Origin of the sequence: Microbacterium hibisci (assembly GCF_015278255.1) — a bacterium.
Taxonomy (GTDB): domain Bacteria; phylum Actinomycetota; class Actinomycetes; order Actinomycetales; family Microbacteriaceae; genus Microbacterium; species Microbacterium hibisci.
The window spans coordinates 106,008-122,683 of record NZ_JADIJC010000006.1; the positions used below are offsets into that span (position 1 = coordinate 106,008).

Genomic DNA, 16,676 nt, shown 5'->3' on the forward strand with positions numbered 1-16,676 from the left:
GGCGCCCGTAGACGAAACGCCTCGGGTTTCCGGGAACGCCGGGGCGTTTCGTCTCGCTCGTTCCTCGCTCGCTCAACGGCCGGGTACCTCGGCTCCCGGCCGTTGAGCGGAGGGCGCTCTGGCGCCCGTAGACGAAACGCCTCGGGTTTCCGGGAACGCCGGGGCGTTTCGTCTCGCTCGTTCCTCGCTCGCTCAACGGCCGGGAGCCGGGAGTCGGTGGACGCGCGGGATGCGACGCGTTTCGTCTCGCTCGTTCCTCGCTCGCTCAACGGCCGGGTACCTCGGCTCCCGGCCGTTGAGCGGAGGGCGCTCTGGCGCCCGTAGACGAAACGCCTCGGGGCTCCGTGATCGCCGGGTCAGACCAGACCGTGGCGGTGGGCGTAGACCACGGCGGCGACGCGGTCGCGGGCGCCGAGCTTCTGCAGCACGTTCGACACGTGCGTCTTGACGGTCGCCTCGCCGATGTACAGGCGCTGCGCGATCTCGGCGTTGCTCATCGCCTGCGCCACGAGCTGCAGCACCTCGGCCTCGCGCTCGGTGAGGTCCACCACCGGCGCCGTCGCGAGCTCGCCATTCGTCGAGAATCCATCTGCACGACGAGACCCTGGGTGAGCCCCGAGGTCTCGTCCCGCAGATGGATTCTCGGGGGCGGCGGGGGCGGCGGACGGGGCGGGGGCGGGGGAGGCGGCGAAGCGGGCGATGACGCGGCGCGTCACCTCGGGGGCGAGCAGGGCGTCGCCGGCCGCAGCGACGCGCACGGCCGAGATGAGCTCCTCGGGGCCGGCGTTCTTGAGCAGGAAGCCGCTCGCTCCGGCGGCCAGGGCGTCGAAGAGGTAGTCATCGCGATCGAACGTCGTCACAACCACGACCGCCGCATCGATCGACGGGTCGGCGGCGATGCGCCGGGTGGCCTCGACCCCGTCCATGTCGGGCATCTGCACGTCCATGCAGATCACGTCGGGACGGAGAACGGATGCCGCGGCCACCGCCTCGACGCCGGTCGAGGCCTCGCCGACCACGGTGATGTCGCCGGCCGACTCGAGGATCATGCGGAAGCCCGCCCGCATCACGGCGTGGTCGTCGACGAGCATCACCCGGACGGAGCCGCTCATGCGCCGACCTCGGCGGCGACCGGCGAGCCGACGGCGGCGGGCAGCGGCACCCGCAGGCGCACGAGGAATCCGCCCCGGCCCCGCGGCCCGGCCTCGAGCGTTCCGCCCGAGGCTCCGGCGCGTTCGCGCATGCCGACGATGCCGAGCCCCGGTCGCATCGGAGCGGCGACCGCCCGCCCGGTGTTCGCGACCTCCAGTTCGATCGCGTCCGCGGCGTACCGCAGGCGCACGTCGGCTGCGGCATCCGCTCCGCCATGGCGGCGCGCGTTCGTGAGCGCCTCCTGAGCCACGCGGTAGACGTTCACCTGCACGAGCTCGGGGAGGTCCACCGGGTCGCCGACGATCGTCAGCGTCGTCGGCAGGCCGTTCTCGTTCGCGTGGGCGACGAGGTCGGCGAGCCCCGAGAGGTGCACGGTCGAGCCGCCGTCGCTGTCGCCCGAGGTGCGCAGCGTCTCGAGCAGCTGGCGCAGTTCGACCAGCGCCGAGCGGGCGGACGCCTCGACTCCGAGAAGAGCCGTGCGCGCGGCATCCGGATCTCGCTCCAGCACCGCTCGCGCAGCGCCCGCTTGCACGCCCATCGCCGACACGTGGTGCGCGACGACGTCGTGCAGCTCGCGCGCGATGCGCACCCGGTCCAGTGCGACCGCCTGAGCGGCGGTGACCTCGCGCTCGCGCTCGAGCTCGTGCGTGCGCTCCTCGAGCACAGCCCGCGACATCGCGGCGGCGTAGGCGCGGTCTCCCATGTAGTAGGCGCCGCCGAAGAACGCGGCGTTCACCAGGAACTGGATGAGCATGAACGCGGCGAACGGCGAGAACAGCCCGGCGCGCGAGAGCGCCTCGTCGCTCGGGTCGATCGCCGCCTGGAACGTCGTGATGATCAGCCACACGAACATCGCGACGATGACTCCGATGCGCACCCACGTGGCCCGGCGGCGGTCGTCGACCCACGCGCCGACGGTGTACATCGCGATGAAGAGGGCGATGTTCGCCACGTAGAGCTCGGGGATCCGGGCCGACACGCCGACGAAGAACACCAGCGCGATGACCACGACCACGGCCTCGGGAAAGCGGCGGCGCACGGCGAGCGGCGCGGTGAGGCCGAAGCTGTACAGCAGCGCCCACTGCAGGCCGGTCGCGCTGTCGGTGCCGTAGACGCCGGCGACGGATCCGAGCGCGGCGCTCAGCACGGCGGCGAGGAACAGGGCGCCGGCGAGCCACACGTCGGTGCGCAGTTCGCCCGGCGTCGGCCGCGGACGCCGAGGCGGGGTCGCGGCAGGCAGGTCGGACATCCCTCCACGCTACGGGGGAGGGGTGGCGGCCGGCATCCCCCGCGGGGCGGATAACGGATGCCGCATCCCTCGGCGCGTCGGCGCGCCCGCGCGCGTCCGGTGAGCGCCTGCTGGAGTCCGGCGCCCAGCCCCGGCGTCCGGCGACGCTACCGTGCGCGTGCGCGCCGCGCCCGGTGGCTCTCACCCGTGCGCATCCGCCTCTCGCCGGGTAAGTTAGCCAGCATTCACCCGGCGTCGACAGGGGTTGCCGTGACCGACCGAAATGCAGGGCTCGACCCCGAATCGGACTTCGTCGAGATCTACCGCAACCTCGGCACCTACGACTTTCCGTGGGATCTGAACCAGTCGCTGAGCTTCGCGCTGTTCCGCACCTACGCGGTGCCGTCGATCGGGCGGCTGCTCGACGCGACGGGCGAGTTCGCCCGGGCGACGCAGAAGCGCTATGACGACACCTCGCTGCTGCTGGAGGTGCCGCTGCTCGACGGGTTCGACAGTCCGCGCGGCCGTGCCGCCATCCGCCGGATCAACCAGATGCACCGCATGTACGACATCTCGAACGACGACATGCGGTACGTGCTCTCGACGTTCGTGGTGGTGCCGGCGCGGTGGGTGCACGCGTTCGGCTGGCGGCCGCTGACGCCGGACGAGCTGCTCGCGTCGGTGCGGTACTACCAGGCGCTGGGCCGCCGCATGGGCGTCACCGGCATCCCCGAGACGTATGCCGGGTTCGCCGCGCTCATGGACGACTACGAGCGCGCGCACTTCGCCTACGACCCGGCCTCGGCCCGCGTCGCCGACCAGACGCTCGCGCTGCTGGTGTCGTTCTACCCGCGGTTCCTGGCGCCGCTCATCGAGGTGTTCAGCCGCTCGCTCATGGATCCGCCGCTGCTCCGCGCGTTCGGCTTCCGCGACCCGGGCCGCGCGGCACGGCGCCTCTCGGCCGGCGCGCTCCGGCTGCGCGCCCGCGCGGTCGCGGTGCTGCCGAAGCGCCGGACGCCGCTTCACGTCTCCGACCTGCCGCGCATCCGGAGCTACCCGAACGGCTTCGAGATCGAGCGGATGGGAACCTTCGCTCCGGGATGTCCGGTGCCGCACGGCGTATCCCACGATGCGGCATCCGTCGACTGAATCACTTGCTATTGACAAGTTCGCTTGCTTTTTGCAACCATGGTGCCACGCACCCGTGGACGTGGTGCTCGGCGGCAGACCGGCCGCCCCGATCGACCAGGAGCAGAGCAATGACGCACATCTTCATCAACATCCCGGTGAGCGACCTCGAGCGCGCGAAGGCCTTCTACACCGGACTCGGCGCCGGCCTCAACCCGCAGTTCACCGATGAGAACGCCGCCTGCATCGTGTGGGACGACAACGTCTACTTCATGGTGCTGACCAAGGAGTACTACTCGACGTTCACCGACAAGGAGATCACCGACCCCCGCACCCAGTCGCAGGTGCTGATCGCCCTCAGCCGCGAGTCGCGCGAACAGGTCGACGAGATCATCGCGGCCGGCATCGCCGGCGGCGGGAGCGAGCCGACCGAGGCCAAGGACTACGGCTTCATGTACAGCCGCGACCTCGAAGACCCGGACGGCAACGGCGTGGAGTTCTTCTTCATGGAGCCGCGCGCTGCCGAGCAGGGCACCGACGCCTACGTGGCGGAGCAGGCGCAGGCGTAAGTGGCTTCCCGCAGCTACGGGCAGTACTGCGGGGTGACGACGGCCGTCGAGCTGATCGGCGAGCGGTGGGCGCTGCTCATCGTCCGCGATCTGCTCGTCGGCCCCCGCCGCTACACCGACCTCAAGCAGGGACTGCCCAAGATCCCCACCAACATCCTCTCCACGCGGCTCAAGGAGCTGCAGGAGGGCGGTGTCGTGCGCCGCGTGCCGATGCTGCACTGCGGGCTCGTGTACGAGCTGACGCCGTACGGCCGCGTGCTCGAGCCGATCGTGCTCGCGCTCGGACGGTGGGGATTCGCGCAGATGGGCGAGCCGGGCGAGGGCGATGTGGTCACGGCGGACTCGCTCACGATGGCGCTGCGGACGGCGTTCCGAACGGATGCCGCGGCCACGCTGCCGCCGGCCGACTACGAAGTGCATGTGGCCGACATCGTGCTCCGGGTGCAGGTCGCCGGGAGCGAGCTCCGCATCGCGCAGGTGCAGCCGGCGGGGCGCCCGGTGGACCCGAAGCTCGGCACGCAGGCCTCGACCGCCGGTGAGCCCGACCTGACGTTCGCGGCGGGTCCCGGCATCCGTCGCCTCATCTCGGGCGAGGTGACCCCCGCCGAGGCGATCGACCAGGAGGTGCTCGCCGTCGTCGCCGGCGACGCGACCCTGCTCGAGCGGTTCGCCTCGTCCTTTCACATCGACCCCGGCGTTACGCTCGTCGCCTGAGCCTCGCCCCATCGCAGAGGAGTTCGCATGACCGGCCGCATCTACATCGATCTGTTCACGAGCCTGGACGGCGTCGCTCAGGCTCCGGGCGGGCGCGACGAGGATCCGTCGCACGACTTCCCCTACGGCGGATGGCAGGCGCCGTTCCCCGACGAGACCATCGGCGCCTCGGTCTGGGAGGGCATCTCGGAGCTCGACGCGCTGCTGCTCGGACGGCGGACGTACGACATCTTCGCCGCGTACTGGCCGCAGCAGCGCACCCGCATCGCCGAGGTGTTCAAGCGCGTGCCCAAGTACGTGGCCTCACGCGGCCTGCCCACCCTCGAATGGGAGGGCACGTCGCAGCTCGGCATGGACCTCGTTCGCGAGGTCCAGGAGCTGCGAGAGAAGCACGACCGGATCCACGTGATCGGCAGCGTCGACTTCGTGCAGACGCTGCTGAAGGAGCAGCTGTTCGACGTGCTGACGCTGTGGGTGCACCCGGTCGTGCTCGGGCAGGGCAAGAAGGTCTTCCCCGAGGGCGCGCAGCCGGCGAACGTCACGCTGCTCGAGCCGGCCGTGACCGGCCCGCTGGGCGTCGTGCAGCTGCGCTACGGGCCGAAGCCCGGCGACGTCGTGACCGGCGAAGTCGAGGAGTGACGACGGTCACCGGTCGGTCGGCCGCTATGGGTCGCTCGGCCGCTGCCGGTCGCTGAGCCGCTGCGGCGCCGCGCCTCCACCGGTCGGTGAGCTTGTCGAAGCGCCCTTCGGCGAGCTCAGAGCCGTGTCGGCGACGAGCCCTGACGCCGCGGGGCGGCGTGGGAGAGCGGATGCCGCGGCTCCGCCCGCTAGCGTGCGGCTGTGGCCGAGGCATCCGCTGTCCCGCAACGCCGGCGCGATGTGCCGGCCGGCGTCATCATGGTCGGGATGTCGGCGATCGCCTGGTGGCCGGCGTTCAGCCTCGGTGCGTGGGGTGAGATCTTCTTCGATGACCTCCTGGCGCTCTGGGCTGCCTCGACGGCGGCGTTCGTCTTCGTGCTGGTCGAGCGCAAGCCGGTCGGCGGCCGGCTCGTCCGCGCGTTCCTCCTGCTGCTGCCGTCGCTGTGGCTCGTGCTGAACTTCGTCGTCGACGACGACACCCAGGATCTGGGGATCGCGATCCTCGACCTCATCGGCATCGCAGCGGTGCTGGTCGGCATCCCGTTCACGCTGTGGGTGCTCGTGCGGATCGTGTGGCCCGACTTCGCCGCGGAGACGCGGCGGGGGACGAAGTGGCTCATCGTGCTCGTCGTGCTCGGCGTGGCGATCGTCTCATTCGTCCTCGGCCTCAACCAGGAGCACTTCCTCACGTGCGGCGACTTCGCGATCAGCGGCAACTCCGCGCCGCCCGGCTGCACTCCCGGCGAGGGGTGACCGCGGGCGCGGGTCAGAAGATCATCGGGCGGTCGTCGTCGTCGGGGCCCTCGAGGTCGAGGTCGACGACGACCGGCACGTGGTCGCTCGGGAGCTCGCCCTTGCGCTCGTCGCGGTGGATCGTCGCGCCGGTCACCGCCTCGGCCAGCGCGTGCGAGCCGAGGATGAAGTCGATGCGCATGCCCTCGTTGCGGGGGAACTTCAGGCGCTTGTAGTCCCAGTAGGTGTACCCGGTCGGGATCAGCGGGCGCACGACATCCTGCAGTCCGGCGGCCTGGAGGGCGGCGAACGCCTCGCGCTCGGGCGGTGACACGTGGGTCGAGAAGCCCGGGACGACGGCGGGGTCGCCGTTGTCGGCATCGGTCGGCGCGATGTTGAAGTCGCCCACCAGCGCGAGGGCCAGGTCGGGGTTCGCGGTCAGCGACTCGGAGGTGTACTGCTGCAGCGCCGCCAGCCAGTCGAGCTTGTAGAAGTAGTGCGGGTCGCCGAGCGAGCGGCCGTTGGGGACGTAGAGGCTCCACACCTCGACTCCGCTGACCGTCGCGCCGATCGCGCGGGCCTCCTGCGGGGCATCCGGTCCGTTGTGCCCCTTCTCGAAGCCGGGCATTCCGGGGAATGCCGTGCGCACGTCGGTGACGGGCTCGCGGCTGGCGATGGCCACGCCGTTCCACTGCGAGAAGCCGTGCGCCTCGACGTGGAAACCGGCCTCTTCGAACCGCTCGAACGGGAACTGCTCCGCCTTGCACTTGATCTCCTGCATCGCGAGCACGTCGATGTGCTCGCGCACCGCGAAGTCGACGATGCGGTCGACCCGCGCGCGGATCGAGTTGACGTTCCAGGTGGCCAGGCGCATGGGATCCAGCCTATTCGCGCGCACCGACGTGCCAGGGCCGCTCGTGACGATGGGCGCCGGGGCGCGGCATCCGTAAAATCGATCGCATGACCGTCGCCTCCACGCCCGAGCTCGAAGCAGACCGCCAGTACCTGATCGCGATGATCCAGGACGAGGCGGTCTTCCACGGGGACTTCACGCTCTCGAGCGGCAAGAAGGCGACGTACTACGTCGACATGCGCAAGCTCACGCTCGACCACCGGGCCGCGCCGTCGATCGGGCGGATCATGCTCGACCTCATCCGCGACGTCGACGGGGTCGTCGCCGTCGGCGGGCTGACGCTCGGCGCCGACCCCATCGCGAACGCCGTGATGCACGAGTCGGCGCGCACCCACAAGCCGCTCGACGCGTTCGTCGTGCGCAAGGAGCCCAAGGACCACGGCCGCGGGCGTCAGGTGGAGGGCGCGGATGTCGCGGGCAAGCGCGTCGTCGTCGTCGAAGACACCTCGACCACCGGCCAGTCGGCCCTGAAGGCCGTCGAGGCGCTGCGCCGCGAGGGCGCCGAGCCCGTCGCCGTCGCCGTCATCGTGGATCGCAAGACCGGAGCCCAGGCGGCGGTCGAAGCCGAGGGGTTGCAGTGGCTCGCCGCGATCGACCTCGACGACCTGGGCCTCGACCCGCAGTAGGCGGGCCCGCGCCGCCGGCATCGCGACGGCGCACGTGCTGCACTTTCCTGCAACCGCTGCACAGATCGACGCAGCACATGCAGAGAGCTGCAGCACTTGCCGCACCATCGCGCCCGATGTCGCCGGCGCGGCGGCGCGGTCAGTCGTCGCGCTTGCCGCGGCGCCGCCACCACTGCCACAGGATCACGGTGAGGGAGCCGAGCGCGATCACCGCGCTCGTCAGCAGCAGGATCGTCTGCTCGGTCTCAGAGATCACGTCGGGCGCTTCCCTTCCGCGGCGTCGGCCACGAGCTTCTCGACGCGCGCGGTGCGCGTCTCGGGCCGGCGGGCCATGTCGACGGTCGCGATGCCGAGCTTGCGAGTCGACGGCGGGAAGGCGTCCCACGCGGCGCGCGCGGCCGGCACCGCGTCGAGCGCGGCGGCGAGGTCGTCGGGCTCGCGCATCGCCTCGGCGTTGTCGAGCACCGTCCACGCGCCGTTCGCCTTGGCCACCTCGACCGCGCGATAGCCGGCCTCGGTGATCAGTCCGGCCGCTTCGAGCTCGATCAGCCGCGCCTTGTTGGTCGCCGCCCAGCCGCTCGAGGGACGGCGGGGCGCGAACCAGAGGCCGCCGCGCTCCTCGTCGAACGACCGCACCGGGCCATCGATCCAGCCGAAGCACAGCGCGTGTCGGATCGCGTCCTCGTAACCGACGAACTCGAGCCCCGAGCCGGGGCGGGCGCGGACCAGCCACGCCCCCTTCGAGGTGCGATGGTTCGCCTCCAGCCACGAACGCCAGGTCGCGGCATCCGTCGCCTCCACCTTCTCACCGTCGTCGAGCGCGCCCATGACGCGACCCTACCGGGCGGCTCCGACGTCGTGCACGGCGCGGGCGGGGCGTCGCAGGGCGCGGTCGTGCGGCCGGAACTGCGTGGGTCAGGTCCGCGCGGCCTCGCGCACGCAGGCCGCGAGGAGGTGCACGGCCTCGTCCACAAGCGGGTCGGCGAGGTCGCCGTAACCGAGCACGAGGCGCTCCGCACCGGGGGAGTCGGGCGAGACGCGGTAGCGGCGGATGTCGGTGAGGCCGAGGTCGTGAGCCTCGGCGATCCGCACGACGTCGGCGGCGCGTACCCCCGACGGAAGGTCGAGCACGACGTGCAGCCCTGCGGCGATCCCGGAGACGCGGCACTCCGGCAGCGCGCGCGCGAGCGCCGCGAGCAGCGCCTCGCGTCGCCGCCGGTATCGCGTGCGCGCGCCGCGCAGGTGCCGATCCAGACCACCCGAGCCGAGGAAGCGCGCGAGCACGAGCTGGTCGAGTGTCGACGGCGCCGCGGTGCCCGCGTCGCGCACGGTCGCGCGCAGCCACGACGGCACCACGAGCCAGCCGATCCCCAGCGCAGGCGACGCGGTCTTGCTGAGGCTGCCGGCGAGCACGACACGGTCGGGCGCGAGCCCCTGCAGGGCTCCGATCGGCCGTCGGTCGTAGCGGAACTCGGCGTCGTAGTCGTCCTCGACGACCACGCCCTCGCAGCCCCGCGCCCACGCGATCAGCCCCTCGCGGCGCTCGGCCGACAGGGGCACGCCGAGGGGGAACTGGTGCGCGGGCGTCACGAGCGCGGCCCGGGCGCCGGTGCGGACGGATGCCTCCACCAATGCCGAGACGTCGACGCCCTGCTCGTCGACCCTGACCGGCACGGCCGCGAGGCCCTCCGCAGCCGCGACGTGTCGCATGCGCTGCCACGAGGGATCCTCGACGAGGAGCGCGGTGTGCCCGAGCGTGCGCAGCGCGCGGGCGACGCGCCGCATGCCGTCGGCGGCGCCGTGCGTGATCACGACGGCGTCGGGATCGGCGCGCGCGAAGCGCGATCGCGACAGGTACGCGGCCACCGCCACCCGCGCGGCGGGCACGTCGCCGTCGAGGCGGAAGAACTCCGCGTCGGGCGTCTCGGCGAGGGTCTCGGTCATCGCCCGCAGCCAGAGCGCACGCGGCGCGTGGCGCAGGTCGGGCACGCCGGGGGAGAGGTCGTACCGGGGCCGCCGCAGCGGGACGACCGTCTCCGGCGGGGGGCGGAGGGGCGCCGGTGAGGAAAAGGCGGCGGACACGGCGTACGCGGAGGGAGCTGCGACGGGCACGGAAGTCGCGGCCGCGGACGCGACGGGCGTGGCGGCCGCGGACACTGCGAATGCGGTGTGCTGAGCGCTGGACGTCAGTGCGGTGGGGCGGACGGATGCCGCGACCCGCGTCGCAGATCCCGTCCGGGCTTCGAGGATGCCCTCGGCGGTGAGGCGTCCGTACACCTCGGTGACGACCCACCGCGAGACGCCGAGCGAGGTCGCGAGCTGCCGGCTCGGAAGGAGCGCCGCGCCGGCGGGCAGACGGCCGGTGGCAACGGCATCCCGCACCGCCAGCTCCAGCCGCACGTGAAGCGGGCCGTCATGCGCGGCGAGATCCAGCAGCGTCTCCCACGCCACTCGATTGGTCTGGGTTTGTGCCATCGAATCGGATCGTACTCCCGAACCGCCCTCGTTCCACCATGGGTTCACGAACTCAGGAAAGGGCACGTCATGCAGTACCGCACCATCTCCAACGGGTCGACCTCGTTCGAGGTCTCGACCCTCTGCCTCGGCACCATGTTCTTCGGCACGCGCACCGACACCGCGACCGCGCACGCGATCCTCGACAGGTTCGCCGACGCCGGTGGCACGTTCCTCGACACCGCGAACAACTACAACGCGTGGGTCGGAGGGCACGGGCGCGACAGCGAGGACGTGCTCGGCGCGTGGATCCGCCGTCGCGGCGGCCTCGGCGGCGTGCGCCTGGCGACCGAGCTCGGCGCTGCGAAGAAGGATCCCGCGCTGCCGCTGCAGAACGTCGAGCCGACCAACTTCCAGGGCCTGACGGCCGAGGTCGTCGCGCGCGAGGCGCGCCTGAGCCTGCAGCACCTCGGCGTCGACCGGATCGACGTGCTGTACGGCCACGTCGACGACCGCGAGACGCCGATCGCCGAGACCGTCGCCGCGTTCGGCCGACTCCAGCGTGAGGGGCTCGTCGGCATCTCGGGCATCTCGAACGTCGCGCTGTGGCGCCTCATCGAGGCGCGGGAGGAGGCGCTGCGTCAGGGCGTCGACCCCTACGGCGTCGTGCAGCAGGGCTACAGCTACGTGTACCCGAGCCCCGGGGCCGGGCGCACCAACGATGTGTCGGTCGAACTGCTGGACTACGCCGCTGCGGCGGGTGCGGACGGACGCCCGCCCCTCACCATCACGGCCTACTCGCCGCTGCACCAGGGCGCCTTCGCCCGCCACGACAAGCCGGCGTGGCCGGCGATGCGCCACGCGTCGAACCGCGAGCGGGTGCGCACGCTTCACGAGGTGGCCGAAGAGATCGGCGCGACGCCCAACCAGGTGGCGCTGGCATGGCTGCTGGGCGCTGAGGTGCCGGTCATCCCGGTGGTCGGCATCTCGAGCGTCGCGCAGCTCGAAGAGGCGCTCGCTGCGTCGGAGCTCGTCCTCGATGCCGACGTCCGCGCCCGGCTCGACACCGCCGACCTCGACGTCCGCGCCGCCGTCGGCGCCTGAGCCGTCCGGCGCGGGGCGCGGTCGGCGCCTGAGCCGTCCGGCGCGGGGCGCTGCGGAGCCCCCGCGCCGGGGAGGGGACGGATGCCGGCGGCCGCGGCATCCGTCCCTCCGTCCCGTCGCAGCCTCGACGGGACCGGCGCTAGAGCAGCTCGGGGTCCTCGGATTCGACAGGCTCGAGGTCGAGGAGGTCGGCCACCGAATCGAGCACCTCGTCAGGGCGGAACGGGTAGCGCGCGATCTCGGCGGGGTCCGAGATGCCGGTCATCACGAGCACGGTGTGAAGGCCCGCCTCGATGCCGGCGACGACGTCGGTGTCCATGCGGTCGCCGATCATGCCGGTGTTCTCGGAGTGGGCGCCGAGGCGGTTCATCGCCGAGCGGAACATCATCGGGTTGGGCTTGCCGACGACGTACGGCTCCATGCCGGTCGCCTTGGTGATCAGCGCCGAGATGGCACCGGTTGCCGGGAGCACGCCGTCTGTCGAGGGGCCGGTGGCGTCGGGGTTCGTCGCGATGAACCGCGCGCCGGCGCCGATGAACCGGATCGCCTTGGTGATCGCCTCGAACGAGTAGTTGCGGGTCTCGCCGACGACGACGTAGTCGGGGTCGGTCTCGGTCATGATGAAGCCGGCCTCATGCAGGGCCGTCGTGAGGCCCGCCTCGCCGATGACGAAGGCCGAGCCGCCGGGCATCTGCGACTTGAGGAAGTCGGCGGTCGCGAGGGCCGAGGTCCAGATCGACCCCTCCGGCACGATGAGGCCGGAGGCCCGCAGCCGCGCCGACAGATCGCGCGGCGTGAAGATCGAGTTGTTGGTCAGCACCAGGAACGGCACCCCCTGGTCCCGCCACTGCTGCAGCAGCGCGGAAGAGCCCGGAATCGGCGTGTTCTCGTGCACCAGCACGCCGTCCATGTCGGTGAGCCAGCATTCGATGTCGGACCGCGTGCGCATGCGTCAAGGCTATGCGGTCGCGTGGCGTGCGCAGGGCCCGCGCGGGCGTAGGGTCGATCCCGTGACGTGGGATCCCCGCAGCCTCCCCGACCTCGCGGGTCGTGTGTACCTCGTGACCGGATCCAACGCCGGCCTCGGCTATTTCGCGTGCGAGCAGCTGGTGCGCGCCGGTGCCCGGGTGCTGATGTCGGCGCGCCACCCGAATCGTCTGTCCGCGGCGCGTGCGGCGATCCGACGGCGGGTTCCGGATGCCGCAGCCGACGCCACGGAACCACTGATCCTCGACACCAGCAACCTCGCCTCGGTGCGCTCGGCGGCCGCGAGCGTGCGGGGCCGGGGCGGGCTGGACGGCGTGCTGCTCAACGCGGGCGTCGTCCATGCGCCGAAGGAGCGCGAGACGACGATCGACGGGCACGAGGTCGTGTTCGCGACGAACGCCCTGGGGCACTACGCGCTCGGCGGCGAGCTGCTGACGGCGCTCGCAGAGGCGTCGGGCCGCATGGTGTGGGTGGGCAGCATGTCGACCTCGCTCACGCCCTACGACCCGGTCGACCCTCAGCTCGCCGACGGGTACTCGGCGTGGCGCGCCTACGTGCAGTCGAAGGTGGCCACGATGGCACTCGGCTTCGAGGCCGACCGGCGCCTTCGCGCCGCAGACGTGCCCGTGACGAGCGTCGTCGCGCACCCCGGATACTCGACGGGCGGACGGACGCCGGGGATCGTGGGTGTCAACGAGCCGTCGCGGGCCAAGCGGTTCCGCGACAACCTGCAGGCGCTCGCGGCGCAGTCCAAGGAGCACGGCGCGTGGCCGCTCGTGCGCGCCCTCACCGATCCCGACGTCGAGGGCGGGGAGTTCTGGGGGCCGCGGACCGGCTCGCGCGGCGAGCCGCGTCGGGCGACCGCCGCCAAGATCACTCGCGACCTCGAAGTGGCCTCGCGGCTGTGGGAGGTCGCCCAGGCGGCGACCGGCGTGCGGTGGCCGCTGGCCGCGGCCGCGGCTGCCGGTGCGGCCAAGGGTCGTCCGGCCGCCTGACCCTGCATCCGTCGCCACCCGGTCTGGATCCGCCGGGGCCCGGGCACGACTGCGGGGAGCCGTCTCCGACTCCCCGCAGGCGCTCACTCAGTCATCGGGTCACGGGCCGAACATCGGGTCCGGGACCCACTGCCCGACATCGAGGTGGATGCCGTAGTAGGGCCGCTTCGCGATGGGTGCGGTCGTGCAGGTGTCCGCTGTGGTGACGCACGTGGTGTGCGACGCGAACTGACCCGGCGACGGGTTGCCCGACGGCGCGCTGCTGTACCCCTGCACGTGGAGGTTGGTTCCGCCTCCCGCGAAGTCCCAGTCGTCATCGAGTGCGATGGTCACCCTCACCGTCCCGTTGCCGAGGTCGGTGATCGTCGCGGTGCCGACCGGCGTGGACTGCCCCGCATACACGGTGTACACGTTGTCGTCCTGCGGGTACTTCACGTAGGTGGCCCAGTTGCCGCCCTTCTTGGTGTTGTACGGCAGCGTGCCCGCCGTCGTGTTGGCCGCCCACGCCGTCTCGCCCTGGAACACCAGGCACTGCACGTGGATGTTCACGATCTTCTCGACCGGTGGAACGCCCGCCGCCGAGAGGGTCGCCGTGTTCTTCACCTGGTAGTCACCGCAGACGTCGTAGTCGTCGTACGAGAACGTGTCGGAGTAGGTGAGAGAGCCGCCGTACGGCGCGGTGAACGTCTCGGTCCGCACGGTCGGCGGGTCGGTCGCGTCGTTCACGTCGGTGACCGTCGCGCTGGCGTCGGTCTCGGTCTTGGGGGCGCCCCAGGCCGGGATCGCGACGGGCGCGGCCGTTGAGTACGTGCCGCCGCTCAGCGTGGTGGCCACAGCGGAGTTGGTGCCCTCGACCTTGCCGGAGACAGACTGCGAGAAGGTGCACGTCAGCGACTGCCCGACGTCGAGCACGACGACGTCCTGTTCGAAGTCGATCGCCGGGTCGCCGCACGTGATGTCGACGACGTCGGCCATGCCCCCGATCGTCATCGTGTCGACGACGTCAGAGACCACGGTCGCGGCTTCGCCGTCGTTCGTGACCGTGATGGTCCCCTTCACCAGGAAGGCGCTGTCGGTGTAGCCGCCGTACATGACGTCGACCGTCCAGTCCACCTGGCCTGTTCCCGACCCCGCGCCACCGGGCGCGTACAGCCAGACGTCGGACTTGCTGACGTTCTTGTCGAGCGTCCACTCATGCGTGCGGTGATACTCGGTGGTCATCTCCTTCGTGACGGTGAGGTGCTCGTAGGGGTCCTCCTGCGGCACGTACTCGTAGCAGAAGGTGATGTGGCTGATGCCGAACTTCACGGTCGGCTCGAGCGGCTGCTCGTACGGCGGCGTGAAGATGTCGTAGTGCGTGCCGGCTTTCACCAGCACCGCAGCCGGCATCGGCGTGGCGGTGAACGTGAACGAGTCGCCCAGCAGCGTCACGCTGATCGCGTAGCCCGCGACCGTATCCTCCCACTGCGGGTCGACACCGTAGACGTACGTGCCGTCGTCGCCGGTGTCGAGCTTGATGCCGAAGTCGTAGCCCGCGGCCTTGCATTCGGCGGTTCCGCTGCCGGTCCTGATCACAGGCGCGTCCGTCGCCGAAGCGGTCTGGGCGACGAGCGCCCCCGCCAGGACGAGAACAGCCGCAGCCGCGACCGACATCGCTTTTCTCAACATGATTACCCTCCCGATCGCGCGGTCTCCCGCGCGGAGGAGCGCTCGACGATGAGCGGGCCGCACGCACCCCTGGCGCGCGCCCGCCTTCGCGGTTTCCCTGACATCCCCCCGGTGAACGCCCCGGTCACCCCCGACTTTCCCCCAGTCGGCGTCCGAAGGCCATCCTCCACCGGGGATTGTCTCTCCGCACCGCGGCGGGGTCAAGACCACCACGTGCACGGTCCCCCGCCGTCCCCCGCCGTCCCCGTCGCACGAGGGCCGCGCGCCGGCGACGCCGCCGACGTTGTGTCGTCGGCGGGTGCCGCGACCCCGGGTGCCAGACTGACCGCAGGAGGTCGCATGGCCCAGCTCGCCCCGTCGTTGTGGATGCGCTTCGTGGCGCGCGTGCGCGAGACGTCGTGGGCGATCGACGCGAACGACGGGATCATCGCGACCGCAGGTCTGCTTCAGGGCTTCGCGGGAGCGGGCGCGGGGGATCGGCTGCTGCTCTTCACCGCGGTGGCCGCCATGATCGCGGGCGGCCTGAGCGCCGGCGGCACCAAGTGGGCCGAGGTCGCCGCCGAGCGCGAGAGCGAGCTGGAGCTCGCCGCCGAGGAGCAGGCCGAGCTCGAGCGCGACCCCGCCGGTGAGCTGGCGACGCTCGCCGCTCACTGGGAATCGCGCGGGCTCTCGCCCGCACTGGCGCTCGAGGTGGCGCAGCAGCTGACGGCTCGGAATCCGATCGCGGCACAGCTGGATGCCGAGCACGGCCTCGAGGAGATCACCCACCGATCGGCGCCCTGGTGGGCGGGGCTCGAGACGGCGATCGCCTTCATGATCGGCGCCGCGATCCCCGTGCTCATCACGTTCCTCGCGCCCGTGGCGATCGAGACGTGGGCCATCATCGTCGCGGTCGTCGTGTCGCTGGCGCTGACCTCGCTCGTCGCGGCCGGCGTGGGGCGCCTGTCGGCGCTGCGCATGCTCATCCGGAGCCTCGCCGTCGGCCTGGGCACCATGGGCGTCAGCTACCTCGCCGGCGTCATCTTCTTCTGACCGTGCCTTCTCCGCGACCCGTCGCGCGCGTCCGACATCGCCCGGCGCCGCCGGACGGTGTCAGGCTCTGAGCCCGCCGCAAGACGGGATCAGGCGCTGAGCCACACCGCGCCGGCCGCGGCTGCGGGCAGGGCGACGTCGGCCTCACCGACACGCAGGGATGCGGCATCCGTCACCGTCACGACCGCGCCCACCGAGACGCCGGCCGTCTCGACCGCCCGGAGCAGCTCGGGGTCGCGGTCGCTCACCCGGAGCACGCGACCGGTGTGTCCCGCCGGCGCGGCGCCGAGCAGCACGAACGGCTCGCGGTGGACGTGCCCGTCGGCGTCGGGGATCGCGTCGCCGTGCGGGTCGAACCGCGGCCGGCCGAGGCGTTCGTCGATGCCCTCGAGCAGGCGGTCGCTGACGGCGTGCTCGAGCACCTCGGCCTCGTCGTGCACCTCGTCCCACGCGTACCCGAACTCGCGCACGAGCCAGGTCTCGATGAGCCGGTGGCGGCGGATGATGGCGGCGGCGCGCCGGGCGCCTTCGTCGGAGAGCGCGATCGGCCCGTACGGGCGGTGGGTGACGAGGCCCTGCGCGGCGAGCTTCTGCACCATCTCGGTGACGCTCGACGGTGCGAGTCCCAGCTCGGCGGCCAGCTGCGACGGCGTGATGCGATCGTCCTGCCACTCGGTGTGGTGGTAGATCGTCTTCAGGTAGTCGTCGACGGCGGGAGAGGGCACGCTCCAGGGT

At 71.8% G+C, this 16,676-nt stretch carries 17 protein-coding genes; 9 read left to right on the top strand and 8 right to left on the bottom strand.

What is annotated here, in order from left to right:
- Nucleotides 1-356 precede the first annotated feature (356 nt).
- Together IM770_RS12545 and IM770_RS12550 are read right to left on the bottom strand one after the other, a co-directional pair.
- Nucleotides 357-1,112 carry a response regulator gene (locus IM770_RS12545; RefSeq protein WP_203581487.1) on the bottom strand — a complete coding sequence of 252 codons (756 nt, stop codon included), beginning with the start codon at nucleotides 1,110-1,112 and terminating at the stop codon, nucleotides 357-359.
- Nucleotides 1,109-2,401, bottom strand: a complete 1,293-nt coding sequence (locus tag IM770_RS12550; RefSeq protein WP_203581488.1) for a sensor histidine kinase — start codon at nucleotides 2,399-2,401, stop codon at nucleotides 1,109-1,111. Before IM770_RS12550 ends, IM770_RS12545 begins: the two co-directional genes overlap by 4 nt.
- A gap of 249 nt (nucleotides 2,402-2,650) precedes the next feature.
- Between IM770_RS12550 and IM770_RS12555 the strand changes: the two genes are divergently transcribed.
- The 5 genes from IM770_RS12555 (at nucleotide 2,651) to IM770_RS12575 (ending at nucleotide 6,183) form a co-directional block, all read left to right on the top strand.
- Entirely contained in the window at nucleotides 2,651-3,529 is an 879-nt protein-coding gene (locus IM770_RS12555; protein ID WP_203581489.1) for an oxygenase MpaB family protein, read from the top strand.
- A 110-nt stretch (nucleotides 3,530-3,639) separates the two neighbouring features.
- On the top strand, nucleotides 3,640-4,077 hold the full coding sequence (locus IM770_RS12560) for a VOC family protein (RefSeq protein ID WP_203581490.1): 438 nt from the start codon (nucleotides 3,640-3,642) through the stop codon (nucleotides 4,075-4,077).
- Nucleotides 4,078-4,791: a winged helix-turn-helix transcriptional regulator gene (locus IM770_RS12565; protein ID WP_203581491.1), complete on the top strand. Its 714-nt coding sequence runs from the start codon at nucleotides 4,078-4,080 to the stop codon at nucleotides 4,789-4,791.
- Nucleotides 4,792-4,818: 27 nt separating this feature from the next.
- Nucleotides 4,819-5,430 carry a dihydrofolate reductase family protein gene (locus IM770_RS12570; RefSeq protein ID WP_203581492.1) on the top strand — a complete coding sequence of 204 codons (612 nt, stop codon included), beginning with the start codon at nucleotides 4,819-4,821 and terminating at the stop codon, nucleotides 5,428-5,430.
- Nucleotides 5,431-5,631: 201 nt separating this feature from the next.
- The gene (locus IM770_RS12575; protein ID WP_203581493.1) at nucleotides 5,632-6,183 is read left to right on the top strand and encodes a hypothetical protein; all 552 of its coding nucleotides are present in this window, start codon (nucleotides 5,632-5,634) and stop codon (nucleotides 6,181-6,183) included.
- Between the two features lie 13 nt (nucleotides 6,184-6,196).
- On the opposite strand, the gene IM770_RS12580 is transcribed toward IM770_RS12575, so the two are convergent.
- Nucleotides 6,197-7,036 (bottom strand): exodeoxyribonuclease III, encoded by an 840-nt coding sequence (locus IM770_RS12580; RefSeq protein ID WP_203581494.1) that lies wholly within the window; start codon nucleotides 7,034-7,036, stop codon nucleotides 6,197-6,199.
- 86 nt (nucleotides 7,037-7,122) lie between these two features.
- On the opposite strand from IM770_RS12580, the gene pyrE reads away from it, so the two are divergent.
- Complete coding sequence (pyrE, locus tag IM770_RS12585) at nucleotides 7,123-7,701, top strand: orotate phosphoribosyltransferase (protein WP_203581495.1); 579 nt, start codon at nucleotides 7,123-7,125, stop codon at nucleotides 7,699-7,701.
- 252 nt (nucleotides 7,702-7,953) lie between these two features.
- On the opposite strand, the gene IM770_RS12590 is transcribed toward pyrE, so the two are convergent.
- Together IM770_RS12590 and pdxR are read right to left on the bottom strand one after the other, a co-directional pair.
- Entirely contained in the window at nucleotides 7,954-8,529 is a 576-nt protein-coding gene (locus tag IM770_RS12590) for a YdeI/OmpD-associated family protein (protein ID WP_203581496.1), read from the bottom strand.
- Nucleotides 8,530-8,616: 87 nt separating this feature from the next.
- The gene (gene pdxR / locus IM770_RS12595; protein ID WP_203581497.1) at nucleotides 8,617-10,176 is read right to left on the bottom strand and encodes a MocR-like pyridoxine biosynthesis transcription factor PdxR; all 1,560 of its coding nucleotides are present in this window, start codon (nucleotides 10,174-10,176) and stop codon (nucleotides 8,617-8,619) included.
- Nucleotides 10,177-10,245: 69 nt separating this feature from the next.
- On the opposite strand from pdxR, the gene IM770_RS12600 reads away from it, so the two are divergent.
- Entirely contained in the window at nucleotides 10,246-11,259 is a 1,014-nt protein-coding gene (locus IM770_RS12600; protein WP_203581498.1) for an aldo/keto reductase, read from the top strand.
- A gap of 139 nt (nucleotides 11,260-11,398) precedes the next feature.
- Here the strand turns inward: IM770_RS12600 and IM770_RS12605 are convergent, their stop codons facing one another.
- The gene (locus IM770_RS12605) at nucleotides 11,399-12,208 is read right to left on the bottom strand and encodes an HAD-IIA family hydrolase (protein ID WP_203581499.1); all 810 of its coding nucleotides are present in this window, start codon (nucleotides 12,206-12,208) and stop codon (nucleotides 11,399-11,401) included.
- A 61-nt stretch (nucleotides 12,209-12,269) separates the two neighbouring features.
- Between IM770_RS12605 and IM770_RS12610 the strand changes: the two genes are divergently transcribed.
- Nucleotides 12,270-13,241, top strand: a complete 972-nt coding sequence (locus IM770_RS12610; RefSeq protein ID WP_307785451.1) for an SDR family NAD(P)-dependent oxidoreductase — start codon at nucleotides 12,270-12,272, stop codon at nucleotides 13,239-13,241.
- 99 nt (nucleotides 13,242-13,340) lie between these two features.
- On the opposite strand, the gene IM770_RS12615 is transcribed toward IM770_RS12610, so the two are convergent.
- A complete protein-coding gene (locus IM770_RS12615) occupies nucleotides 13,341-14,909 on the bottom strand; it encodes a hypothetical protein (protein WP_203581501.1) in 1,569 nt (522 codons plus the stop codon).
- Nucleotides 14,910-15,248: 339 nt separating this feature from the next.
- Between IM770_RS12615 and IM770_RS12620 the strand changes: the two genes are divergently transcribed.
- Nucleotides 15,249-15,941 (top strand): VIT1/CCC1 transporter family protein, encoded by a 693-nt coding sequence (locus IM770_RS12620; RefSeq protein WP_203581502.1) that lies wholly within the window; start codon nucleotides 15,249-15,251, stop codon nucleotides 15,939-15,941.
- A gap of 89 nt (nucleotides 15,942-16,030) precedes the next feature.
- Here IM770_RS12620 and IM770_RS12625 read toward each other — a convergent pair whose 3' ends face one another.
- On the bottom strand, nucleotides 16,031-16,666 hold the full coding sequence (locus IM770_RS12625; protein WP_203581503.1) for a metal-dependent transcriptional regulator: 636 nt from the start codon (nucleotides 16,664-16,666) through the stop codon (nucleotides 16,031-16,033).
- Nucleotides 16,667-16,676: the final 10 nt, after the last annotated feature.

Coding starts and splice junctions, on each gene's coding strand:
- IM770_RS12550 (WP_203581488.1), bottom strand. CDS start 2,401: ATGTCCGACCTGCCTGCCGCGACCCCGCCTCGGCGTCCGCGGCCGACG.
- IM770_RS12620 (WP_203581502.1), top strand. CDS start 15,249: ATGGCCCAGCTCGCCCCGTCGTTGTGGATGCGCTTCGTGGCGCGCGTG.
- IM770_RS12580 (WP_203581494.1), bottom strand. CDS start 7,036: ATGCGCCTGGCCACCTGGAACGTCAACTCGATCCGCGCGCGGGTCGAC.
- IM770_RS12600 (WP_203581498.1), top strand. CDS start 10,246: ATGCAGTACCGCACCATCTCCAACGGGTCGACCTCGTTCGAGGTCTCG.
- IM770_RS12615 (WP_203581501.1), bottom strand. CDS start 14,909: ATGTTGAGAAAAGCGATGTCGGTCGCGGCTGCGGCTGTTCTCGTCCTG.
- IM770_RS12570 (WP_203581492.1), top strand. CDS start 4,819: ATGACCGGCCGCATCTACATCGATCTGTTCACGAGCCTGGACGGCGTC.
- IM770_RS12605 (WP_203581499.1), bottom strand. CDS start 12,208: ATGCGCACGCGGTCCGACATCGAATGCTGGCTCACCGACATGGACGGC.
- IM770_RS12560 (WP_203581490.1), top strand. CDS start 3,640: ATGACGCACATCTTCATCAACATCCCGGTGAGCGACCTCGAGCGCGCG.
- pyrE (WP_203581495.1), top strand. CDS start 7,123: ATGACCGTCGCCTCCACGCCCGAGCTCGAAGCAGACCGCCAGTACCTG.
- IM770_RS12590 (WP_203581496.1), bottom strand. CDS start 8,529: ATGGGCGCGCTCGACGACGGTGAGAAGGTGGAGGCGACGGATGCCGCG.
- pdxR (WP_203581497.1), bottom strand. CDS start 10,176: ATGGCACAAACCCAGACCAATCGAGTGGCGTGGGAGACGCTGCTGGAT.
- IM770_RS12545 (WP_203581487.1), bottom strand. CDS start 1,112: ATGAGCGGCTCCGTCCGGGTGATGCTCGTCGACGACCACGCCGTGATG.